Origin of the sequence: Acutalibacter sp. 1XD8-33, assembly GCF_003612555.1 — a bacterium.
Classification (GTDB): domain Bacteria; phylum Bacillota; class Clostridia; order Oscillospirales; family Acutalibacteraceae; genus Acutalibacter.
This window is the reverse complement of sequence record NZ_RAZF01000017.1, coordinates 19,138-41,643: the sequence shown is the minus strand read 5'-3', so window position 1 is coordinate 41,643 and position 22,506 is coordinate 19,138. Positions and strand designations below refer to the sequence as shown.

General features: G+C 59.5%; 18 protein-coding genes. 14 read left to right on the top strand and 4 right to left on the bottom strand.

All coding sequences use genetic code 11. The annotated features are described in order from the left end of the window. Window positions 1–69: 69 nt before the first annotated feature. Window positions 70–675 (bottom strand): ribonuclease H1 domain-containing protein, encoded by a 606-nt coding sequence (locus tag D7X94_RS11665; RefSeq protein WP_120427865.1) that lies wholly within the window; start codon window positions 673–675, stop codon window positions 70–72. 404 nt (window positions 676–1,079) lie between these two features. Between D7X94_RS11665 and D7X94_RS11660 the strand changes: the two genes are divergently transcribed. From D7X94_RS11660 to D7X94_RS11645, 4 genes are read left to right on the top strand one after another with little or no spacing between them, the layout of a single operon-like run. Continuing rightward, window positions 1,080–2,516 carry an efflux RND transporter periplasmic adaptor subunit gene (locus D7X94_RS11660; protein WP_120427864.1) on the top strand — a complete coding sequence of 479 codons (1,437 nt, stop codon included), beginning with the start codon at window positions 1,080–1,082 and terminating at the stop codon, window positions 2,514–2,516. Further along, window positions 2,513–3,646: an ABC transporter ATP-binding protein gene (locus D7X94_RS19880; protein ID WP_120427863.1), complete on the top strand. Its 1,134-nt coding sequence runs from the start codon at window positions 2,513–2,515 to the stop codon at window positions 3,644–3,646. Before D7X94_RS11660 ends, D7X94_RS19880 begins: the two co-directional genes overlap by 4 nt. Beyond that, on the top strand, window positions 3,636–5,771 hold the full coding sequence (locus D7X94_RS11650) for an efflux RND transporter periplasmic adaptor subunit (protein ID WP_120427862.1): 2,136 nt from the start codon (window positions 3,636–3,638) through the stop codon (window positions 5,769–5,771). The genes D7X94_RS19880 and D7X94_RS11650 overlap by 11 nt, the downstream gene beginning before the upstream one ends. Next, window positions 5,764–7,020 (top strand): ABC transporter permease, encoded by a 1,257-nt coding sequence (locus D7X94_RS11645; RefSeq protein WP_120427861.1) that lies wholly within the window; start codon window positions 5,764–5,766, stop codon window positions 7,018–7,020. Before D7X94_RS11650 ends, D7X94_RS11645 begins: the two co-directional genes overlap by 8 nt. 86 nt (window positions 7,021–7,106) lie before the next feature. Here D7X94_RS11645 and D7X94_RS11640 read toward each other — a convergent pair whose 3' ends face one another. Both D7X94_RS11640 and D7X94_RS11635 read right to left on the bottom strand, forming a co-directional pair. Further along, entirely contained in the window at window positions 7,107–7,706 is a 600-nt protein-coding gene (locus tag D7X94_RS11640; RefSeq protein ID WP_120427860.1) for a 4'-phosphopantetheinyl transferase family protein, read from the bottom strand. Between the two features lie 12 nt (window positions 7,707–7,718). Beyond that, on the bottom strand, window positions 7,719–9,122 hold the full coding sequence (locus tag D7X94_RS11635) for an MATE family efflux transporter (protein WP_243111292.1): 1,404 nt from the start codon (window positions 9,120–9,122) through the stop codon (window positions 7,719–7,721). 234 nt (window positions 9,123–9,356) lie between these two features. Between D7X94_RS11635 and D7X94_RS11630 the strand changes: the two genes are divergently transcribed. From D7X94_RS11630 to D7X94_RS11620, 3 genes are all read left to right on the top strand, one after another. Continuing rightward, window positions 9,357–10,424 (top strand): RING finger protein, encoded by a 1,068-nt coding sequence (locus D7X94_RS11630; protein WP_120427859.1) that lies wholly within the window; start codon window positions 9,357–9,359, stop codon window positions 10,422–10,424. 91 nt (window positions 10,425–10,515) lie between these two features. Beyond that, window positions 10,516–11,391 (top strand): UTP--glucose-1-phosphate uridylyltransferase, encoded by an 876-nt coding sequence (locus tag D7X94_RS11625; protein WP_120427858.1) that lies wholly within the window; start codon window positions 10,516–10,518, stop codon window positions 11,389–11,391. Then, entirely contained in the window at window positions 11,388–11,891 is a 504-nt protein-coding gene (locus D7X94_RS11620) for an AAA family ATPase (RefSeq protein WP_120427857.1), read from the top strand. The genes D7X94_RS11625 and D7X94_RS11620 overlap by 4 nt, the downstream gene beginning before the upstream one ends. Window positions 11,892–11,953: 62 nt before the next feature. Here the strand turns inward: D7X94_RS11620 and nrdR are convergent, their stop codons facing one another. After that, on the bottom strand, window positions 11,954–12,418 hold the full coding sequence (gene nrdR / locus D7X94_RS11615) for a transcriptional regulator NrdR (protein ID WP_120427856.1): 465 nt from the start codon (window positions 12,416–12,418) through the stop codon (window positions 11,954–11,956). 214 nt (window positions 12,419–12,632) lie between these two features. Here nrdR and abc-f point away from each other — a divergent pair, with 214 nt between their 5' ends. The 7 genes from abc-f (at window position 12,633) to D7X94_RS11580 (ending at window position 22,417) form a co-directional block, all read left to right on the top strand. Then, a complete protein-coding gene (gene abc-f / locus D7X94_RS11610) occupies window positions 12,633–14,537 on the top strand; it encodes a ribosomal protection-like ABC-F family protein (protein ID WP_120427855.1) in 1,905 nt (634 codons plus the stop codon). 1,417 nt (window positions 14,538–15,954) lie between these two features. Next, the gene (mtaB, locus tag D7X94_RS11605) at window positions 15,955–17,250 is read left to right on the top strand and encodes a tRNA (N(6)-L-threonylcarbamoyladenosine(37)-C(2))-methylthiotransferase MtaB (protein ID WP_120427854.1); all 1,296 of its coding nucleotides are present in this window, start codon (window positions 15,955–15,957) and stop codon (window positions 17,248–17,250) included. 799 nt (window positions 17,251–18,049) lie between these two features. Continuing rightward, on the top strand, window positions 18,050–19,360 hold the full coding sequence (locus D7X94_RS11600) for an MFS transporter (protein WP_120427853.1): 1,311 nt from the start codon (window positions 18,050–18,052) through the stop codon (window positions 19,358–19,360). Next, window positions 19,357–20,130 (top strand): GNAT family N-acetyltransferase, encoded by a 774-nt coding sequence (locus D7X94_RS11595; RefSeq protein ID WP_120427852.1) that lies wholly within the window; start codon window positions 19,357–19,359, stop codon window positions 20,128–20,130. Before D7X94_RS11600 ends, D7X94_RS11595 begins: the two co-directional genes overlap by 4 nt. Further along, a complete protein-coding gene (locus tag D7X94_RS11590; protein ID WP_120427851.1) occupies window positions 20,127–20,573 on the top strand; it encodes a DUF4190 domain-containing protein in 447 nt (148 codons plus the stop codon). Before D7X94_RS11595 ends, D7X94_RS11590 begins: the two co-directional genes overlap by 4 nt. Window positions 20,574–20,763: 190 nt before the next feature. Further along, complete coding sequence (locus D7X94_RS11585; RefSeq protein ID WP_120427850.1) at window positions 20,764–21,276, top strand: CarD family transcriptional regulator; 513 nt, start codon at window positions 20,764–20,766, stop codon at window positions 21,274–21,276. Between the two features lie 523 nt (window positions 21,277–21,799). Beyond that, window positions 21,800–22,417, top strand: coding sequence for a transglutaminase domain-containing protein (locus tag D7X94_RS11580; protein WP_147401717.1), 618 nt, complete (start codon window positions 21,800–21,802; stop codon window positions 22,415–22,417). Window positions 22,418–22,506 lie beyond the last annotated feature (89 nt).

Below are 22,506 nucleotides of genomic sequence, written 5' to 3'. Positions count from 1 at the left end.
CCAAACCCCACAAACTTTTTGAAAAAAGTTTGATCAAAAACTTTTACGGCGCCCGCCGCCGGCTCGGCTCTAGATTCCCAGGGCTTTTCGCGCCAGCGCGTCCGCCATATCATTATACTTGTCGCCGGAGTGGCCCTTCACCTTCACAAAGCGCAGCTCCACCGTCCTGGCCGTCTCCCGGCACTCCGCCGCGTACCGCTGGGTCCCCGGCTTGTTGGCCTTCCAGCTGCCGTCCGCCCAGCGGCCCAGGCCCTCGTAGTCGTGGTGGATCTCCACCGCCGGAATCCCCCTCTCCCGGCAGTACCGCAGCACCGTCAGCACGCCCATGATCTCCCCCGCCACATTGTGCATTTCGGAGAGCTCCCGGTCCGAAAAGCGCTCTGAGAATTCCACCTGCCCCCCCTCATAGAACAGCACCGCCCCGCAGGAGAAATCCCCGGTGACCTTGTCGTAGCTGCCGTCCACATAGGCCACGGCCCCCTGCCAGAGCTCCTCCGGCTCCGGCTCCGCGCCCTTTTCCCAGCCCCGCACAAAGGCCTCCGCCTCCTCCCGGGTGGGAAAGCTCTTGTAAACCGCCCGGGCGACCCCATGCACCTGCCGCTTGCATTCGTCCCAGGTGGTATAGATCCCGGAACCATCCCGGCCTACCCGTACCGCGTAAAATTTTTTTGCCATGTCTGCCTCCTTTAAGGTGCGCTTTCCGAAAAGACTCCCTTTATAAACACGTTTTCCGCGTCTTTACAGTATAGCGGAAAAAAAAAGTAAAATCAACCGTGACCTTTCGCTGCAAAACGGTGTCTTTATAATTGTAGAGGGACATCTGCCGCTCTCGTTAATAAAATTTTAAAGATTGGAGGTCAAAAAGCGGTTGATATGTCTGGGTAAATGATGTATAATAACACAGTATATTGTGGGCATATAGTCAACGCGGTTCATAAAGAATCACAAAGGCTTTTTGAACCAGGCGGCGGAGTTCTTATCCCCCGGCCCGCCCGGCATTGTAATCGCCCTGCCGGCTTTCCCGCGCGTTTACTATAACTGTGCCCTGCAACTCTGTATAGCAAGGAGCGCACCCGTATATGGAACATAATACAGCGAACAATCCCGGGAGGAACCCCCAAAATAAGAAGCGCCCCGCCCTGATCGCGGCGGGATGCGCGGCGGGCCTGGTCATCATTGGGCTCTGCGTGTGGTTCTTCTGGCTGAAAGGCTATTTGGAGGCCAGCGGCGCCTCCCCTGTCTACGTAAGCTCCGTGGCTTCCATCACCGGCGCCGGCGTAGATACCGACCCCCGCTATTCCGGCCTGGTGGAACCCCAAAAGATCACCAAGATCAACAAGGACGACACCCGCACCGTCTCAGAAGTGCTGGTGGCGGAGGGGGATCCGGTCTCTGTGGGCACGCCTCTGTTCCGCTATGACACCGGCGAAATGGACCTCTCGATCCGCCAGGCCGAGCTGGAGCTGGAGGGCATCGCCAACCAGATCACCTCCTTCCAGGACCAGAAAAAAACTCTGGAGGCGGAAAAGAAGGACGCCAGCAAGGACGACCAGCTTTCCTATACCATTGAGATTCAGTCTGTGGAGCTTCAGATCAAAAACCAAGAGTACCAGCGTTCTGTAAAGCAGAGCGAGCTGGAAAAGCTCCGCTCCGCCCGGGACAACAACGAGGTTCTCTCCGAGGTGGAGGGCGTGGTCCAGCAGATCAACCTGACCCCCCAGACCGACAACATGGGCCAGCCTTTGCCCTATATGAGCATTCTCTCTTCCGGGGAGTTCCGCATTAAAGGCACCATCACCGAGATGAACATTGGCTCTCTCTATGAGGGCCAGGCCGTCACGGTCCACTCCCGGGTGGACAGCGGCGCTACCTGGTCCGGCGTTGTGGACACAGTAGAGCACGAGCCGGCCCAGGACAATAACAACAATATGTACTATTACGGCGGGGACCAGGGAGAGCAGAGCTCCAAATACAATTTTTATGTGGTGCTCAACTCTCTGGACGGCCTGATGCTTGGGCAGCACGTATATATTGAGCCGGACAACGGGGGCTCTTCTGCCCGCGCCGGCATCTGGCTTCCCTCCGCCTATGTGGTCAGCGACGGCGCGGGAAGCTATGTCTGGGCCCGGGACGAAAACGAAAAGCTGGAACGCCGGGCCATTATGCTGGGAGAATATGACTCCGCCGAGGACCTGTATCAGATCTCCAGCGGCCTGGAGGTCAGCGACTATATCGCCTATCCTGTGGAGGGCTTGGTAGAGGGCGGCCCCACCACCACCGACGCCTCCGCCCAGACCCTTCCCGGTGAGGACGGCATGGGCGGCGATACCACGGGCGGGGATATGGACCCCAACTTTGGAATAGACAACACCCTGCCCGAGGGCGGGGAGGCCATTCCCGATGATGGCGGCATGGTTCCCGAGGGGGACGCCGGCACTCTGGATGACGGCGCGGCCGTTCCTGAAGGCGGAGATGATACAGCGGGCGGCGACGGCACGGAGGGCACGGAACAATGATGCTTGAACTGCGCGACATCTATAAAACCTATTTGCAGGGCAAAATGGAGGTTCCCGTGCTGGGCGGCATCTCCCTCTCCGTGGAGGAGGGGGAATATGTGGCCATTATGGGGCCCTCTGGCTCCGGCAAAACCACCCTGATGAACATTATCGGCTGTCTGGACAGCCCCACCTCCGGGGAATATATCCTGGACGGCGAGGACATTGCCAAGATCAGCGAAAAGCGCATGTCCGAGGTACGGCTGCACAGCATCGGCTTTGTATTTCAGAGCTTCTACCTGCTCTCCCGGCAGTCCGCCTTGGATAACGTGGCCTTGCCCCTGCTCTATGCGGGCGTGCGCCGCCGGGAACGCCAGGAGATCGCCCGCAAGGCCCTGGAACGGGTGGGCCTGGGCGACCGCACGGAATTCAAGCCCACCCAGCTCTCCGGCGGGCAATGCCAGCGGGTAGCCATTGCCCGCTCTATTGTAAACAGCCCGAAAATCCTTTTGGCCGACGAGCCCACCGGCGCCCTGGACACCAAGTCCGGCGAACAGATCATGGAGATTTTCCAACGGCTGAACGACGAGGGCGTCACCATCGTGATGATTACCCACGAGCCGGAGATCGCCGCCCACGCCAAGCGCACCCTGCACATCCGGGACGGACTGCTTTTAGGCGGTTCCGGCCAAGATTCCGGAATGCCCCATTCTCCTGCCGCGACACAGGCGGCTACGGCGGCATCCGCCGCCCACGCCGCTCTCCCCCGGCCAGCGGTTCCCACTCCGCCGGCCCCGGCGCCTTCCACCGGCCAGCGGCCCCTCTCGCAGGCTGGCGGCCCGGCCCCAACGGCTGCTCAGCAGCCGGACCCCTCTCAAAAAGGCCCCGCGGCACCTCAAAGTCTCCCGCAGGCCGGGAAGGCGCCGGAGTCCAAGCCCCGTCCGGAAATTCAGAAGGCTCCTAATCCTGAAAAGGCCCCCGGGCCGGAGAAGCCCCAGGAGCCCGAATTCCCGGACGAGGAGCCTATCAGCGGCCAGTCCATCATCGCCGCCTTAGAGCGCCAGCTCAACCGGCTGACGGAGGATCTGGAAAATCCGGAACACGCAAAAGCCGCGCCGGAAGGAGGGGAGGAACCGTCTCATGAACAATAAGGCAAAAACCCGGAAACGGCTGATTATTCTTGGAATCACGGCGGTCGTCCTTGCCGGGATTATCATCGGGACCGTTCTCTATATTCAGTACCGCAACGACCAGAAAACCGTCAAGGTTCAGCCCGTGAGCTATGTGTCCACCAGCTACTGGGGGGATCAAACCTCCTGCTCCGGCAACATCGTCTCCGATTACGTGCAGGAGCTCTACCCGGACACCGGCAAGTCCATCAGCGAAATCTTCGTCCAGGAGGGGCAGCAGGTCAGCGTGGGCACCCCCCTGCTCCAATATGACCGCACTTCCCTGGAGCTGGACGTGGAGGCCAAGGAGATCGCCTCCAAACAGGCGCAGGTGCGTATCGACGAAGCCCAGCGCCAGCTGAAAAAGCTCCAGAACACCAAGCCTGTCTCCAACAACAACAATAATAACGGGGGCGGCGGCACGGTGGTGGTTCGGCCCACGCCCACCCGCAAGCCAACCCCCACTCCCAAGCCTACGCCAAAGCCCACACCCAAACCCGTGGTCACCCCCACCCCCTTCCCCACCCCAGACCCGGATGTGAACGTATATGAGGAGCTGGATGAAAACTCCAAGCCCTATAAGGGCAGCGGCACCAGCGAGGACCCCTACTATTTCCTGTGCAAGGACGGCTTCCGGATGACACCCGGATTCCTCAAGCTGCTCTTCGGCCTGAACCAGCCGGATCCCACGCCGGTCCCCGTTGTCACCCCGGAGCCTACAGGCGAGCCCACCCCCACCCCCACGCCGGAGCCGGACCCCACGCCCCCGGAGGGCGGCGGCTCTGAGGGCGGGGATTCCCAGAGCCCGGAGGCAGACCCTCTAACCCCCATGAACATGGCCTTTTTCCAGAGCCCGGGGGAGCCCCAGGCCCTGGCTGTGGAGGGGGAGCGCGACGCCCTTCGGTCGCCCTTCGCGGCGGTATTTGAGGTGCGCAAGCACGACTCCAATTACGGCGAGCTCATCTCTTCCTTCACTCTGGACGGCACCAGTCTTTCCGCCATTCTCAGCCTGCCCGGCCTGGTGGGCGGCATACAGGCCGGGGAAAGCATCCTGGAAGGAGACTTTTTCGATCCCGCGCCCAAGGATGCCACTCCCACGCCCAAACCCACCGCAAAGCCCACTCCCGAGCCTGATAATTACAATTCTATGGGCTATACCTCCGCGGAGCTGAACAAGCTCATCAAGGAGAAAAAGCGGGAGATTACCAATTTACAGCACAATTTGAAGCAGGCCCAGCTGGATCTGGACAAAGCCAAGCGCTCTCTGGAGAATTCTACCGTGCTCAGCACCGTGGACGGCCAGGTACGCACCCTGATCGACATCGACTCCGCCCTAGCGGAAAGCAAACCCTTCCTGGTGGTGTCCGGCGCCCAGCAGTACTTTGTCAGCGGCACCCTCAGCGAAAACCTGCTGGGCAGCGTAAACGTGGGGGATCAGGTGACTGTCACCTCCTGGATGAACGGCATGACCTACACCGCCCAGATCGTCTCCATCTCCGACTATCCTGTGGAGAACGGCTATTTTAATGGTGGCGGCAACCCCAACAGCTCCCAGTATGAGTTTACCTCCGTGCTTCTGGACCCGGACGACACCATTCAGTCCGGCGCCTATGTGGATATCTCCATGAACATCACAGACACTACCAGCACGGACGCCCTGTATCTGGATAAAATGTATATCCGGGAGGACGATTCCGGCTACTACGTGATGATGGCAGGCCGGGACAACCGGCTGGTAAAGCAATATATTCAGGTGGGCAAGACCATCTACGGCGGGGGATACTATGAGATCAAATCCGGCGTGGGGATCGAGGATTTCGTGGCCTTCCCCTATGGTCCGGATGTAAAGGAAGGCGTTCGGGCCCTGCTGGCCGATACGGGCGAACCTCCCTGGCCGGAGGAAAACGCTTCTTCTGATGTTTCCAGCCTACCTGAAGGCGGGGACGAAGAATTCGGCTCCCCTGATATGGGAATCATGCCCCGGACAGTGGATCCCGGCGAAGCCGAAGAGGGCGGAGAAGCCTCCGGGGAGGCTGAGGGCTCCACAGAGTCCGACGAAACCGGCGGCGTTGCTCCCGCTGAAAATGGAGGTGAGCTCCTTGATTGAGAATATCCGCCTGTCCTTTCAGGGCATCTGGGCCCATAAAATGCGGTCCTTTCTGACCATGCTGGGCATTATCATCGGCATTGCCGCCATCATCTCCATTGTCTCCACCATCAAGGGCACCAACGAGCAGATCAAACAAAACCTGATCGGCGCTGGCAACAATGTGACCCGGGTACAGCTTTACCGGGCAGACAACAGCGACTATCCCTATGGCATGGACGAGGGCATCCCCCAGGGCATCCCCCAGATTTCCAGTGGGACGCTGGACGAGATTGCCGCCATGGACGATGTGGTTTCCGCCAGCGCCTATACCCGCCGGAACTATGGCTACTCCTATTACTACGGTAACGTGGAGCTCTCCAGCTGCCCCACCTATGGGGTAGACAACAACTATTTCACCACCTGCGGCTATTCCGTCAAACGGGGGCGGATGTTCGTTCCCAAGGATTTCACGGATTTCCGCCCGGTAGCCGTAATCGACGACAACACCGCCAAGTCCCTGTTCCAGAGCGAGGACCCCATCGGCAAGACCATTGAGTACAATTCCATTGCCCTGGTGGTTGTGGGCGTGGTAGAGTTGGACACCAAGTTTGAGCCGGTGATCAATTCGGAAGAAGATTACTACACCTACATGAACAACCGCAACGCCGGCGCGGTTTTCCTGCCCAACGTGATCTGGCCCACTCTCTTCGCCTATGACGAGCCCCAAGAGCTGGCCGTGCGGGTAAGCTATACCGAGGCGATGTCCAAGGTAGGCAAGGACGTGGCCGAGCTGCTGAACACCCACTGCACCAATGAGACGATCGTCTACAAGGCAGAGAACACCCTGGAAAAGGCCAAAGACCTCCAGGACCTGAGCAACGCCACCAACCAGCAGCTGGTATGGATTGCCAGCATCTCCCTTCTGGTAGGCGGCATCGGCGTAATGAACATCATGCTGGTGTCCGTCACCGAGCGCACCCGAGAAATCGGACTGAAAAAGGCCATCGGGGCCAAAAAAAGCCGGATTCTCTGGCAGTTCCTGACAGAGGCGGCCGTACTCACCAGCCTGGGCGGCGTTCTGGGCGTGGGCGCGGGCATTGGCATGGCGGAGCTGATCTCCAACGTGGCCCAAACTCCGGTGGCCATCAGCGTGCCCGCTATTTTCCTGGGTGTGTTGTTCTCCATGGTGATCGGCATTATCTTCGGCCTGATCCCTTCCGTAAAAGCCGCGAACCTAAACCCCATCGACGCCCTGCGGCACGAATAACCGTGTTCCTTTTCCAAGATACAAAAAAGCTCCCCCGACAGAATCGGGGGAGCTTTTTTGCGGCGGTATGGCGGCGCAGGGGGGCATTATATCTGTGCATACGGCTGAAGTGCCTCCCAGCTCACCCACTCCAGCTCCAGGGCAAAGGGCTCCCCGCAGCACTCCGTCAGATGCCAGGCCTCCGGTCCCCGCTCCAGCCGCAGGCTCCGCAGCCAGGGGCCTTCGCCCCGCAGCCGGGGTTCTGGCCCCAGCCGGGAAAAGGCCGTCTCCTGGATGCCCTGGGCCATTCCCATCCCGGTGTATTTCATGTGGGCTTCCTTGCAGGTCCACAGCTGGGTCAGAAGGGACGGGTCCTCCCCGGTGAGAGCCTCCTCCCCCTCTCCACGAATCCGCGCCGCCAAGGTCGATGAAAATACCCTCTCCCGCTCCAGATCCAGCCCCACGGGGAAGGATTCCAGGGCGCAGGCCGCCAGCCCTCGGCTGTGGCTGATGTTGAAGTGGAACCGCTTGTCTCTGAAATAGGGCTTGCCGTGTTCCCCGACCTCCAGTGCCTGCTTTATGTTAACCGGAACCTCCAGCCCCAAGCGCTCCATGCCATAACAGAGCAGGGCCCATCCGGCCTTCCGCTCCGCCGCCACTGCGGCTTTCCGGTCAAGCTCTTTGGGTAGTTTAGTTATGTAAACCAACCGGATTCCCCCTTACTGGCCCTCGGCTCCGGCGGGCTCCTTCTCGAAGAGGCCTTCCCGGGTGATGTTCTTCAGCCATTTCCCGGAGCGGTAGCGCTTAAAGACCCAGGGCCACTTTACGAACTCGTCGGTACACATAATGAAATACACCCACAGCACCGGCAGCTTGAACACGAACGCTGCCAAAAAGCCCACCGGCAGGGCGTAGACCCACATGTCGAAGAAGTCGCAGATCAGGCCGAAGCGGCTGTCCCCTCCCGCCCGGAACACGCCGGCTATCAGGGTGGTGTTCACCGCCGCGCCCATCACGTAGTAGCTGTTGATCAGGAGCATCACGCTCAGGTAGCCCAGGGCCGTCTCGGTGAAATTGCCGTTCCCGGCGTACAGCAGCACAAAGGGCCGGGCACACAGCACGATCAGCCCCCCCACGGCTCCCGCGGCCACGGTGAGCCATAAAAGCCGCCGGCCGTCCGCACGGGCCTCCTCCAGCCTGCCCTCGCCGATCTTCTGCCCCAGCAGGATGCCTCCCGCACTGGCCAGGCCAAAGCACAGGACAGTGCCGAAGCCCCGCACCACCGTGGCCAGAGAGTTGGCCGCAACGGCGTCGTTGCCCAGATGGCCGATAATCACCGAGTACAGGGAAAACGCCAGCCCCCAGACCACGTCGTTGGCCATGGCGGGCAGGGAGAGCTTGAGAAAGTCCCGGAACAGCACCGCGTTCTTCACAAAGATCATCCGCAGCTTCAGCTTCACCTGGGGGGACCGTGCGGACACCACAAAGCACAGGGCCAGCTCCACCAGCCGGGAGATGGAGGTGGCCAGGGCCACGCCGTTGGCCCCCATCTTGGGCACGCCCAGCCAGCCGAAGATAAAGACCGCGTTCAGGATTACGTTCAGCACCACCGCCACTGTGTTGAGCACCGTGCCGATTGCCACCCGGCCCACGCTGCGCAGGATAGAGATGTATACCTCCGTCACGCCCCAGCACAAATAGCACACGCTGAGAATCCGGATATACCCTGCCCCCAGCTGGATCAGCTCCTGGTCGTTGGTAAACACCAGCATCATATACTGGGGGACCGTCAGGGCCAGCACCGCGAAACCCAGGGAGATGCCCACGGAAAACCGCAGGGCGATCCCCTGAACCACCTCGATGGCCCGGAAGTCCTTTTTGCCGTAATACTGGGCGCAGAGCATGGTGGCGCCGGTGCCCAGACCATAGAACACCATGAACAGCACGCTGGCGTACTGGCTGGCCAGGCTCACCGCCGAGATGGCCGATTGGCCCACAAAATTAAGCATCACCACATCCGCCGAGCTCACCGCAGAACTCAGCAGGTTTTGCAGCACAATGGGTGTGACCAGCTTGACGATCTGGCCATAGAAAGGGCTGCTGAACCGTTCCTTCAACCTCATTTTCATTTCCTCCGCAAGCAAATAGAATTGCTTTATCATAGCATACCCCTCTGAAAAATGCAAGGCGGCGGAAACTTTTCCTCTCCGTTTCGCCCTGAAAAGCCTGGGAATTTGTTAACAGAATGAAAATTCCCCGGGTTTTCGTTGCACTTTTCGCCGGAATCGTGTACAATATCTAATATCTTATTATAATCGTTTCGGAATTCTAGAACGGAGAGGGAATGGCTTTTGGCTATGATTGATTTTAACGGCGTGAAATGCCCTGTCTGCGGCGTACCCTTTCAGGAGGACGACGATGTCGTGGTCTGCCCCCAGTGCGGCGCGCCCTATCACCGCCACTGTTATGAGAAAGAGGGCAAATGCATCTTCACCGGCCTGCATGAATCCGGCAAGGAATGGTCGCCCCCCAGCCCCCCCAAGGCTCCCGACGTGTCCGCCGAGATCAAGGACCGGGAGTGCCCGGCCTGCGGCTGCCTGAACAGCCACAGCGCCCTATTCTGCAGCCGGTGCGGCGGCTCCCTTCTGGGCCAGCCCCAGCGCTATCAGAATTCCCCGCCGCCTCCGGTGCCTCCCCACCCCGGCCAGAGCCAGCAGCAGCCCCCTCCGTACGCTCCCTATGGCGGCGCGCCCCAACGGGGGCCCTATATTCCCGCTCCCTTTATTTTCGACCCCATGGGCGGGGTGAACCCGGCGGACATGCTGGACACGGGGGTGAGCTTTGGAGACGCCTCTAAGCTGGTGAAGCAGAACACCTCCTATTATATGCCGGTTTTCCGCTATATCAAGCAGACCCGCCGGAACAAATTCAACTTTTCGGCCTTCCTCTTTTCCGGGGCCTGGATGCTCTACCGCAAGCAGTATAAGTACGGCGCCATTTTTACGGGGCTGATGTTTCTGCTCTATCTGCTGTACCTGTCGGCCTCGGTGTTTGTGGCCACCCCCCAGCTGATCTCTCTAATGGAACAGGCGGGCATGGACATCAGCCAGGGCTTCTCCCCCAGCAGCGAACAGATGCTGGTGATCTCCCAACTTATGGGCGAGGACCCCGTCATCTATCTGAAGGTCTGCCTGCCCCTGATCTGCCTGGTGCTGATGCTGGCCGTAATGATCTTTTTGGGCGTGCGGGGCAATAAGATGTATATGAATCACTGTGTGCGCAAGGTCCGGGAGGTAAAGTCTGCCAACCTGGCAGACGAGCCCCAGATGACGCTGGACAATCTGGGGGGCGTGAACACCTCTATCGCCGTGTGCATGTTCGTGTGCTATTTTCTGCTGGTGAACGTGGTTCCCCTGCTCTTGTAGTTTTTGATACGGGGGCCAGCGCATTCCGCTAACCAAGGTAATAGTTTCAGGGAAGAGGCCTCCACGGCCTCCCAGAAAAAGGAGTAGAGCGATGAAAAAGGTACGCAAGGCCGTAATCCCCGCGGCGGGTCTGGGCACCCGAGTGCTCCCCGCCACCAAAGCCATGCCCAAGGAAATGCTGCCCATTGTGGACAAGCCCGCCATTCAATACATTGTGGAGGAGGCCGCCGCCTCGGGCATTGAGGAGATCCTGATTATCACCAACCGGGGCAAGGGCCTTCTGGAGGACCATTTCGACCGGGCCCCCGAGCTGGAGGACCGGCTGGCCACCGACCCGGGCAAAGCCGCCATTCTGGAGCAGGTCCGAAGCATCACAAAGCTGGCGAATATCTGGTATGTGCGCCAGAAAGAGACCAAGGGCCTGGGCCACGCGGTAAACTGCGCCCGGAACTTTATCGGCGGGGAGCCATTCGCCGTGCTCTATGGGGACGATGTGATTATGGGAGAGGACCCCGCCTGCGGCCAGCTGATTCGGGCCTATGAACAGTATGGCCTGGGAGTGGCGGGGGTAAAAGAGGTCTCTCCCCAGGCCATCCACAAGTACTCCTCTCTGAAGGTGGAGCCCTTGGCGGGGAACTGCTTCCGCTGCACGGACATGATCGAAAAGCCCGCCCCAGGTCAGGAATTCTCCCTCTATTCCATCCTGGGCCGCTGTGTGCTGCCCCCGGAGATCTTCGATATTCTGGACGTGACCCCTCCCGGCGCGGGCGGCGAGATCCAGCTCACCGACGCCATGAAAACCCTGGCCCGGCGGAAGGGCATGGTGGCTCTGGACTTTACAGGCAAGCGCTACGACATGGGCAGCAAGCTGGGGGTCATGCAGGCCGGGGTGGAAGCCGCCCTGGGCCATCCTGAAATCGGCGGGGAATTCCGGGCCTATCTAAAGGAGCTGGCAAAAACCCTGTGAAGCGACTGATTCTGATAAACGGCACTATGGGCGTGGGAAAGACCGCCCTCTGCCAGGAGCTGAAAAAGAGGCTTCCGCCCTGCGTGTTTTTAGACGGCGACTGGTGCTGGGATATGGAGCCGTTCCAGGTGACCCAGGAGACCAAGACTCTGGTGATGAACAACATCACCGATATGCTCAACCGCTTTTTGGCCTGCCCGGCCTTTGAGACAGTGCTCTTTTGCTGGGTCCTGCATCAGCAGGCTATTTTAGACGAGCTGCTGGCCCGGCTGCATCTGGAAAGGGCAGAGCTCCGCATATTCACTCTGACGGCAAAACCGGATACCCTGCGGGCCCACATCCAGAAAGACGTTGACACCGGACTCCGCGCCCCTGATGTGCTGCAAAGAAGCCTGGAGCGCCTGCCGCTATACGAAAAAATGGACACGGAAAAACTGGCTGTAGAGACAGGCTGTCCCGCCCAGTTGGCGGATGAAATCCTGCGGAGGCTGGCAAAATAAAAACCAGACGCGACCGGTTCCGGCGCGCCTGATTTTTCCTTCGGGGAGCGGTTCCCCGGGCTTTATCCGTTCTGCTTGCTGCTGATGATTTTGCTCAGCTCTTCCATAAAGCTGTTGATGTCCTTAAACTGGCGGTACACTGAAGCGAAGCGCACATAGGCCACCTCGTCCACTGTTTTCAGCTTTTCCATGGCATAGGTGCCAATGCGCTGGGAGGAAACCTCCTTGTCCAGGGAATTCTGAAGCAGCGCTTCGATCTCTGTGACAATATGCTCCAGGGTGTCAATAGATACCGGGCGTTTCTCGCAGGCGCGCAGCAGGCCGTTAAGCAACTTCTGCCGGTCAAAGGCCTCCCGAGAGCGGTCTTTCTTGATGACCACAATGGGCACGTTCTCGATGATCTCATAGGTGGTGAAGCGCTTGCTGCATTTCAGGCACTCGCGACGGCGGCGGATTCGTTCGCTTTCGTCTGTGGGGCGGGAATCTACCACTTTGCTCTCGGTATATCCACAGTAGGGGCATTTCACGGTTACAACATCTCCCTTTCTTGTGCTGTTCTTACGATTATACACGAAATCTGCGGTAAATGCAAGGATTTTAAGAAATTACTTTACATAAATTATTAAGACATGATTTGGCATATCGTTAACGCGGCCCAAAAGGGAACGCCCGCTGTTCTCCTGTTCCGGGGCGCTTTTTCGCGATGCCCCATTCCCGCTTTTGAAAGGAACGTTTTTCTCTATGGCAATTTTAACAGTCAGTGGGATTTCCCTCAGCTTCGGCGAGGAAAAGATCCTGGAAAATATCAGTTTTGAAATACAGAAAGGCGAGCGGGTGGGCCTTGTGGGGGTGAACGGCAGCGGCAAGACCAGCCTGTTCAAGGTCCTCACCGGGGAGTATGTCCCGGATACCGGCGCGGCGGTGTTCTCCAAGGAAACTTCCCCCGGCTACATGGAGCAGCACGTATGCCGGGACCTGGAAAAGACCGCCTACGAGGAGGTCATGACCGTGTTCGCCCATCTCCTCAGAATGGAGGCCGAGCTGGAGGAGCTCTCTCTGCGGCTCTCCCAGAACCCGCCCCCAGAGGAGCAGGAGGCCCTCATCCTCCGCCAAGGGGAGCTGAACGACTGCTTTGTGGACCAGGGGGGCCTCACCTGCCGCTCCCGGGCCAGGAGCACCCTTCTGGGCCTGGGCTTCACCGAGGAGCAGACGGAAAACCGGGTGGGCGTGCTCAGCGGCGGCCAGAAGGCCAAACTCCAGCTGGCGAAAATGCTCCTGGGCGGGGCCAATCTGCTGCTGCTGGACGAGCCCACCAACCACCTGGACATCCCCTCTGTGGAGTGGCTGGAGGGCTTTCTCCAGAGCTATGCCGGGGCCTACATCGTCATCTCCCACGACCGGTACTTCCTGGACAAGGTGACCACCCGCACCCTGGAGATGCACGGCAGAACTCTGGACTCCTACAAGGGCAACTATAGCCGCTCTCTGGAGCTGCGGGCGGAGAAGCGCCTGGCTATGGAGCGGGTGTACGAGAACACCCAGCGGGAGATCAAGCGCATCGAGGGGATCATTGAACAGCAGAAGCGCTGGAATCAGGAGCGCAACTACGTGACCATCGCCAGCAAGCAGAAGGCCATCGACCGGCTGGAGGCCACCCTGGAGAAGCCCGAGCAGGACCCGGAGAGCATCCGGTTCCAGTTCCACGCCAGCCGCCGCAGCGGGGACGACGTGCTCACGGCGGAGGACCTGAGCCTCTCCTTCGGGGGCCCGCCCATCTTCCAGAACGTGAACCTGGAGATCAAGCGTGGGGAGAAGATCTTCCTCATCGGGCCCAACGGCTGCGGGAAAACCAGCCTTTTCAAGATCCTGCTGGACCAGTACCGGCCGGACACGGGCTTCGTGCGCATTGGCGCGGGGGTGGACCTGGGGTATTACGAGCAGTCCCAGATGAGCCTCCACGACGAGAAGGAGGTCATCGACGAGATCTGGGACCTGCATCCCCGGATGAACCAGACGGAGGTCCGCAGCGCCCTGGCGGTGTTCCTCTTCAAGGGGGAGGACGTGTTCAAGCCCGTGGGGGCCCTCAGCGGCGGCGAGCGGGCGCGGATCCTGCTTTTGAAGCTCATGCTCTCCAAGGCCAATTTCCTGCTGCTGGACGAGCCCACCAACCACCTGGACATCGGCTCCTGCGAGGCCCTGGAGGAGGCCCTTTCCGGCTACGACGGCACTCTCTTTGTGGTGAGCCACGACCGGTATCTCATCAACAAGCTGGCGGACAAGGTGTACGTGCTGGGGCCCTGGGGCGCGGCCCTGTACCACGGCAACTACGACTACTACTTGGAGCGCCGGGAGGCCATGGAGGCTCTGGAGGAGAAGAAGGCCCAGCCCAAGGTGAACCTCTACAAGCAGCGCAAAGAGCGGGACGCGGAGCTGCGGAAGAAGAAAGCGGCCCTGGCCCGGCTGGAAAAAGAGATCGACCAGGCGGACGCCCGCAGGCAGGAGCTGGAGGCCCGGCTGCTGGACCCGGAGGTCTCGGCGGACTATCAGGCGGTGACAGAGGCCTCGGCGGAGCTCTCCGCCCTCTCGGAGCAGACCGACCGGCTGCTGGCCCAGTGGACGGAGCTCAGTGAGGCTCTGGAGGGGTAGTCACACCGCAAGGTCGTGGGGTTTCACCCCACACCCCACAAACTTTTGAAAAAAGTTTGATCAAAAACTTTTACCCACTCCTCACTTCGTTCGTCGTGAAAATTTTATAGGGGGAATTGACCGGTCCAGCTGGTCTTAAGCTGGTCGTCGTGCGGGGGCGAAACCCCGCGACCTTGCCCTTGACCTTAACACCTGAGAAAACAACGCAGGAAAATAGGAAAACAGTCCACTGGACTGTTTTCCGCAAGGTCTCAGCTTCCGCTTCGGTCGGCGCTGAACGGTCTCCACAGGAGACCAGCGCCCCTCGTCGGGGGGTGAGCGTGTGCCTGTGGCACACAAGCCGCGAACCGACCGAGCCGGCAGGCGAGACTTCTTGTTTGGCTTTGCATATGCAAAGCCAACAAAAAGGCCTGGAAGCCGGAGAAAGCCAGCGGCGTATGCCCCGCTCGCATTTTGCGGCGAGCCGCAAAATGGCCGCGAGGAAGCGGGCCTTGCCCGTTTCCTCCGGCGGTTCGTCCGAAGGACGAACCCGAGCGGGGCGCCTGACGCGAAGAATGGAGCGATGAGATGGCTGAGCTTCGTCAGGCGTCATGAGTTTTCCTGCGGAAAACTCGCCGGGCAGGGTGCGGTGCACACCCTGCGGAGAAAGCCAGCTCTGGGCGCAGCATCCCGGCCGAAATGCCCGCCCGGCCCTGTGCCCCGCAACCAGCCAGCGGGCGCACTCACGCGCCCATATAAAAAAGGAAACGAAACGCTCCCCCGCCTGGGATAGGCTTGACAAAGTTTCGCCGCTATGCTAAAATAAGCGTAAGAAAAGGGCATTGCCGCAAGCGGTTGGCCCGGTTCAGGTGTTTTGTATTTCTACAAAAGCCGTCACTTTGCCGAGTGGCGGTTTTGCTTTGTTACCCTCTTGAACAGCGGCAGTCTTGACAAATCCCGGGCGCACGTGTATAATAAAAGCAGAAAATAAGGAGAGTCCGCCGGATAGACGGTTGGCCCGGTTAATTGGTACTTCTAAATAAAAGCAACCGCTTTACCTTGGCCGGGGAGCGGTTACTTTTTTGTGTTCTTTTTTGAGTGGTAGGGGGCCTTCGGGCGCACAAGACTTGGCTACGCCAAGCCTGCCGCGCCCTACGGCAAGACCTTGGGGACGTTGGTCTCGCCTGCCGGTTCGGTCGGGTCAGAGCAAGAGTTCATGCCTGCATGAACTCTTCGCCACTGGCGATTTTCCCCGCCCCTTGACCGCGCAATGTCACTCCTCATTTCATTCGTCGTGAAGGCTTTGATGTTTTGACGAGCTGACCCAACAACCGTAAAAGTTTTCGTCCACCTTTTTCAAAAGGTGGCGGGGTTTTTAGGGGTGGAACCCCTAAACTGCCAGCGGCCATCCGATACTTCAAAATCCAGGAGCGAAGCCATGAAAGTGAAATTTCTGACCCTTGGCTGCAAGGTGAACCAATACGAGTCCCAGGCCATGCTGGAGGCCCTGCTGCGCCAGGGCTTTCAGGCCGCGGAGGAGGGCGAGCCCGCCGACGTGGCGGTGGTGAACTCCTGCACCGTCACCGCCCAGAGCGACCAGAAGGCCCGGCAGGCCCTGCGCCGCCTCAAGCGCCAGAACCCCCAGGCGGTGATGGTCCTCACCGGCTGCTGGCCCCAGGCCTTTCCAGAGGATGCCGCCGGGCTTCCCGAGGCGGACATTGTGCTGGGCACGGTGAACCGCGGCGCGCTGGGGGAGCGGATCCTGGCCTTCCTCTCCACCCGGGCGCGGATCGTGGACATCGCCCCCCACGAAAAAAAAGAGGCCTTCGAGCCCATGACGGTCCACGGCTTCAGCGGCCACACCCGGGCCTTCGTGAAGATTCAGGACGGCTGCCAGCGCTTCTGCTCCTACTGCGTGATCCCCTTCGCCAGGGGGCCGGTGCGCTCCAAGCCCCTGTGTGACCTGCGCCGGGAGGTGGAAGGGCTGGCCGCCTCGGGCTTTCGGGAGGTGGTGCTCACGGGGATCAACCTGCCCGCCTACGGCCAGGACCTGGGCCTTGACCTCTGCGACGCCATCGAAGCCGCCTGCGGGGCCGATGGGATCCGGCGGGTGCGCCTGGGCTCGCTGGAGCCGGAGCGCCTGACCCCGGAGGTGATTGCCCGGATGCGTGCCCAGGAGAAGCTCTGCCCCCAGTTCCACCTGTCCCTGCAGAGCGGCTGTGACGGCACCCTGCGCCGGATGAACCGCCACTACACCGCCGCCCAGTACCGGGAGATTGTGGAGAACCTGCGGGGGGCCTTCCCCGGCTGCGCGGTGACCACGGACATCATGGTGGGCTTTCCCGGGGAGACGGAGGAGGAGTTCGCGGCCTCCCTGGCCTTCTGCCAGGAGCTGGGCTTTGCCAAGGCCCATGTGTTCCCCTATTCCCGCAGGCCGGGGACTGTGGCGGACCGTGCCCCAAACCAGGTGGACGCCGCCGTGAAGGAGGCCCGCGCCCGCCGGATGTCCGCCGCCATGGACCAGAGCCGCCGGGCGTTTTTCCAGGCCCAGGTGGGGCTTGAGGAACCGGTGCTTTTTGAGGAGGCGATGTGCCCTGGGGTCTACGAGGGGCACACGCCCAATTACACCCCCGTGCGGGCGGAGAGCCGGGAGGACCTCTCCGGGCGGATTCTGCTGGTGCGGCTGACGGGCGCAGAAGGGGACTGGTGCCGGGGGGAGCTGGGGTTTGCTTGATTTCCGGCGGCCCCCGCTCGGGTTCGTCCGAAGGACGAACCGCCGGGGAAACGGGCAAAGCCCGTTTCCCCACGGCCATTTTGCGGCGAGCCGCAAAATGCGAGCGGGGCACACGGCGCGGACAATGGCGAAAGGATATAGCTGAGTTGCGCCGTGTGTCACGAGTTTTGCAAAGCAAAACTCGCCGGACTGGATGCGAGGCGCACAGAGCCGACTCCGCGGGCGGAGAGCCAGCCGGACGCCCTGTGCCCGGTGCGCGCCCATCAAACAAAAACCCACACGCCGCTGGCTTTCTCCGGGCTAAGGGCTTTTGTCCCGCCTGTTCCGCAGTCGGGATAAGAGTCTCGCCTGCCGGCTCGGTCGGTTCGCAGCGTTGTCTGCAATACTTGGCTTTGCCAAGTATCCGGCAGAACGCTCACCCCCCGACGAGGGGCGCTGGTCTCCTGTGGAGACCGTTCAGCGCCGACCGAAGCGGAAGCTGAGACCTTACGGAAAACAGTCCACTGGACTGTTTTCCTATTTTCCTGCGTTGTTTTCTCAGGTGTTTAAGGACAAGACCGTGGGACTCTGTCCCACACCCTGCAACCTTTGAAAAGGTTGACGAAACTTTTGCCCTGGCTGGCTGAGTGCGCAAAAGCCAACCAGGGTAAAAGTTTTTGAGGGTTCTTAGGGAACTTTTTTCAAAAAGTTCCCTAAGCCGCCAGCGGCCATCCAAAAACAAAATAAATTCCACAAAACCCCTTGTGCTTTTCCCAAAAATATGGGATACTATATCCATACCATGCAAAGGGGTGTTTCTATGGCAACCAAGAGCCCGGCAAAAAACGAGAAAAAATTCACCAGGGAGGAAAAAAGCTGGATCCTCTACGACTGGGCCAACTCCGTCTACGCCACCAATATCCTGGCGGTAATCTTCCCCATCTACTTCGGCAATGTCTGCCAGCAGAACGGCGCGGACAATCTGGTGCTCTGGTCCTACGGCACCTCCATCTCCACCTTTGTGGTGGCCATCCTGGCCCCGGTGCTGGGCGCATTGGCCGACCACAAGGGCCACAAGAAAAAGCTCTTCGCCGCCTTTCTGGCCATCGGCGTGGGCTTCACTCTGGTCAGCGCCCTCTTCGGAGAATACCGGATGCTCCTCATCGGCTACGTGCTCTCCCACATCGGCTTCTCCGGCTCCTGCCTCTTCTACGACTCCTTCCTCACGGACGTGACCACCAACGAGCGCATGGACCGGGTGTCCTCCTGGGGCTACGCCATGGGCTACATCGGGGGCAGCACCATCCCCTTTGTGATCTCCATCGTGATCCTTCTGGTGATGGGCATGGAAAACATGCTGGCTTTCAAGCTGGTAATCGTCCTCACCAGCCTGTGGTGGGCGGTGTTCAGCATCCCCTTCCTGAAAAACGTGCGGCAGGTACACTACATCGAGGCCAAAAAGAACCTGGTACGCTCCACTTTTCAGAATCTGGTGCGCACCGCCAAGGATATCTTCTCCCAAAAGCACATCTTCCTCTTTATCCTGGCATATTTCTTCTATATTGACGGCGTGGGCACCATCATCTCCGTGTCCACTTCCTATGGCTCCAAGCTGAAGCTGGACAATATCAGCATGATTTTGGCCCTGCTCATGACCCAGATCGTGGCCGTGCCCTTTTCCATCCTCTTCGGCAGGCTGGCGGAGCGGATCGGGGCGCTGCGGGCCCTCTGCGGCGCGGTGGGGGTGTACTTCTTTATCTGCCTGGTGGGCTTCTACATGGGCTTCAACATTGAGAACCACCCTGACGACCTGTCCGCCCGCACCCTGTCTCTGGTGCTGTTCTGGTGCATGGCCTTTCTGGTGGGCACGGTCCAGGGGGGCATTCAGGCCATCTCCCGGTCCCATTTCGGCAAGCTCATCCCCCCAGAGCGCTCCAACGAGTACTTCGGCTTCTTCGATATCTTCGGTAAGTTTGCTGCGGTGATCGGCCCTCTGCTGGTGGCTCTGTTCACTCAGCTCACCGGCCGGGACTCCATCGGCGTAATCAGCCTGGCCATCCTGTTCCTCCTGGGCTTCGCGCTGCTTCTGGCAGGCCAGCGGCAGGCAAAGCAGGGAGGGCGCGCCGCATGAGCGCACCCATCGACCCCGCCGGCATCTGGTATCACGGCTCTCCCCTGGAGCTCTCAGAGCTTCGGACGGGCAGCACCGTCACCCAGTGGCGGGCCCTGGCGGAGGCCTTTTCCCACAAGCCCACATGCCTGGGCTATGAGACATATGGGGACGGCGGAAGCATCATCCACAACGGCACGGCCCCCGGCTGGCTCTACGTGGTGGACGAACCAGTGGCCCTGGACGCGGACGTCTATCCCCACCCCCGGACCACCATGGACGAGAACGCGGAGTTCCTCACCCGGCGGCCCCTGAAGCTGCGGCGGGTTGCCGGCCTGCCCAAGCCCGGCTGGCGGATTCGCCCCGCCCGCCCGGAGGACGCGCCCCAACTGTTTTTGCTGAACCAGCGCTTCAACGGCCCCTCCCTGACCACCGTGGAGGCCGTGGCCCGCTCCCTAGGGGAAAACTCCCAGGAGACCGCCTTTCTCGGGGAGGCGGAAGGCCAGCCCGCCGGATTCCTGTGCGTTCAGGCGCTGCGGTCCTTCTGCTACGAGCGGCCCACAGCCCAGGTGACGGAGCTCTTTGTCCGGGAGGAATTCCGCCGCCAGGGCCTTGCTCTGGAAATGCTCCGGTTTAGAGAGGCGTACTGCCGGGATGCCTGGGGCGCGGAGGAGTTCTCCCTGCTCACCGGGAAAGACAACCTCCCCGCCCAGAGCCTCTACCGTAAGGCGGGCTACACGCCGGAAGATGAGCTCCTTTTCGCAAAATCCATTCAGGAGGTATCACCATGAAGCAATGCGCCCATTGCGGCCAGTGGAGCGAGGATCAGGCTCCGGCCTGCGCCGCCTGCGGGGCCCCTCTGCCCCCCAGCGCTCCTGTTCCCGCCCAACCGCTTCCCTACACCCCGCCGGGATTCGTGCCCCGGCCTGTCCGCCCAGGGACACCGGTCCCTTCTGTGCCCCCGGCCCTGTTTCCCCGGCAGAAGCCCTTTACCTGGATGGATATCTGCACGGTGTTGGGCTTTACCTCTTCCCTGGTGGGCTACTTTTTCACCAGCATTGTGCTGTTGCCCCTGGGGCTTGTCGCCTCCATCCTGGGCTTTCGGGGGGACCGCACCCGGGGCTTGGCCGTCGCCGGAATCGTGATCTCCGCCTTGGGGCTGCTGATCCGGATTATGGTTCTGCTCACCGATTGCGGGCTTCTGCCCCACTGGGTTGCCAACGGCGTGTGGTAACGTTAGCGTGGTTCCAAAGAGATCAAATGCCAGTTTTTTAGTGCGTTTACAATAAGGCTCATTTTTTGAAAAAAATTTCCAATTCACCCCCTCTTTTATGATTTCTTGCTTACATTTTTGAAAAAAACGTGTTATACTATATATATGTAAAAAAGCACGGACGCAAAAAGAAAAAAGAGGGGGTAAAACTATGTATCAGGTAGGGCAGTTGGTACAGTACGGCGGAACAGGCGTGTGCCGGGTCAGCGAGATTAAGGCCCAGCAGTTTCCCGATTCCCAGGAACGGCTTTATTACATCATGCGGCCGCTGTATCAATCCTGCGTTATTTCCGTGCCGGTGGACTCTGAAAAGGTGTTCATCCGGCCCATCATCTCCCGGGAAGAGGCGGACCGGCTTATCTGCCTGATTCCCACCCTGAACTGTCCGGCGGTCCACTGCCGGGCCAGCCGGGAGCTCTCCGAGCGCTATGACGCCATGCTGAAAAGCCATAACTGCCAGGACTGGATGGAGCTCACTCTCTCCATCTCCGCCAAAAAGCGGGCCATGCTCCAGCAGAAGCGGAAGTTCGGCAGCGTGGACGAGCGCTTCCTCAAGCAGGCGGAGGACATGCTCTTTGGGGAGTTTGCCGCCGCCTTGGAAATCCCAAAGGACCAGGTGCGGGGGTATATCGACGCCAAGCTGGAGAGCCTGCAGGCGAGCTGACGCTGACGCGCACAGCTGACCAGGATAAAAGTTTTATGGAACTATTTTTTGAGACGCGCCCCAGGCAGAGCACGTTCGGCTGGCTCTTTGCCCGCGGGGATAGCGCTGCGCACCCAGCTTTGCAGAGTTTTGCTTTGCAAAACTCATGACGCCTGGCGAAACCCAGCTATCTCATCGCTCCATTCTTCGCGTCAGGCGCCCCGCTCGCATTTTGCGGCTCGCCACAAAATGCGAGCGGGGTGAATGCGGAACCAGCCAGTTCTGCGTGTATACGTACCCAGTTTTGCAGAGTTTTCGCCGAACTTTTGCGTAGCAAAAGACAGCCGTTTCGCGGCTGGGGTGGAAACGGAAAGATAGACCGAGCCGTGCGACTGTCAATCTTTTTGACACCACCGCGAAAACCAGCTTACGCCTCGCACACACTTGGTGCGATGTGTTTGGGAAAAGCTATGGGGTAATGCTTCGGAATGACGTACACGCTGAAAATTCCATAGATGATACGCTCATCAAAGGAATGGTTCGATTGGACGATGCGTCTTATCGGTCTCTGTATTCTCAAGTAAAAAAGTATGATATGACCCGGCATGAATTATTTGATTTTGCAGGACAGTTTCGTGGGAAAACAGATAGAGAGACAATCTCCAATGTGATAAAGTTTACCTCTGAAATTGCGGCAAAATATGATGTAGATTTTAAAGATATGCTTTTTGGAGGTACTGAGAAGCAAATTATAGAACGAGGCACAGACTGGTGTGCGGATATGGCGCGGGTTTGTGCCGTATTCCTTCAGTGCTCTAACATACCATGCCGGATTGTGTATCTGGCAAATCCTGAAAAGGCATATAACGGCTATGTGGTCTGCGAAGCATACTATGAGGGACGGTATGGTGTGATAGACCCGATTTATGGATATATGTTTTATGACAATACCCCAATCAGCGCGTATGATATTATGAAAGAAAAAAGGCATCTCCATCCATATAACGAAAACTACAGCGGTTTATACTCTGCAATCGCCATAAGCGAGTATGACCCAACAAGTGGCAAAAATGATTATACGATATCTGTTCCCAACGCGTACACCTTGAAATTGATTGATACGGAGCATAATGACCAATGGATTATGGGAGAGGACAGATAAACGATACCGTATAAAAATAAAAGGGCAAGACAGACCGCCGCGGCCTGTCTTGCCCTTACCTTCTTTATGAGGTCTTCCCCTCTCTGGTT

Coding starts and splice junctions, on each gene's coding strand:
- D7X94_RS11630 (WP_120427859.1), top strand. CDS start 9,357: ATGATTGATTTTAACGGCGTGAAATGCCCTGTCTGCGGCGTACCCTTT.
- mtaB (WP_120427854.1), top strand. CDS start 15,955: ATGAAAGTGAAATTTCTGACCCTTGGCTGCAAGGTGAACCAATACGAG.
- D7X94_RS11635 (WP_243111292.1), bottom strand. CDS start 9,122: ATGAGGTTGAAGGAACGGTTCAGCAGCCCTTTCTATGGCCAGATCGTC.
- D7X94_RS11585 (WP_120427850.1), top strand. CDS start 20,764: ATGTATCAGGTAGGGCAGTTGGTACAGTACGGCGGAACAGGCGTGTGC.
- D7X94_RS11650 (WP_120427862.1), top strand. CDS start 3,636: ATGAACAATAAGGCAAAAACCCGGAAACGGCTGATTATTCTTGGAATC.
- abc-f (WP_120427855.1), top strand. CDS start 12,633: ATGGCAATTTTAACAGTCAGTGGGATTTCCCTCAGCTTCGGCGAGGAA.
- D7X94_RS11595 (WP_120427852.1), top strand. CDS start 19,357: ATGAGCGCACCCATCGACCCCGCCGGCATCTGGTATCACGGCTCTCCC.
- D7X94_RS11625 (WP_120427858.1), top strand. CDS start 10,516: ATGAAAAAGGTACGCAAGGCCGTAATCCCCGCGGCGGGTCTGGGCACC.
- D7X94_RS19880 (WP_120427863.1), top strand. CDS start 2,513: ATGATGCTTGAACTGCGCGACATCTATAAAACCTATTTGCAGGGCAAA.
- D7X94_RS11600 (WP_120427853.1), top strand. CDS start 18,050: ATGGCAACCAAGAGCCCGGCAAAAAACGAGAAAAAATTCACCAGGGAG.
- D7X94_RS11590 (WP_120427851.1), top strand. CDS start 20,127: ATGAAGCAATGCGCCCATTGCGGCCAGTGGAGCGAGGATCAGGCTCCG.
- D7X94_RS11660 (WP_120427864.1), top strand. CDS start 1,080: ATGGAACATAATACAGCGAACAATCCCGGGAGGAACCCCCAAAATAAG.
- D7X94_RS11665 (WP_120427865.1), bottom strand. CDS start 675: ATGGCAAAAAAATTTTACGCGGTACGGGTAGGCCGGGATGGTTCCGGG.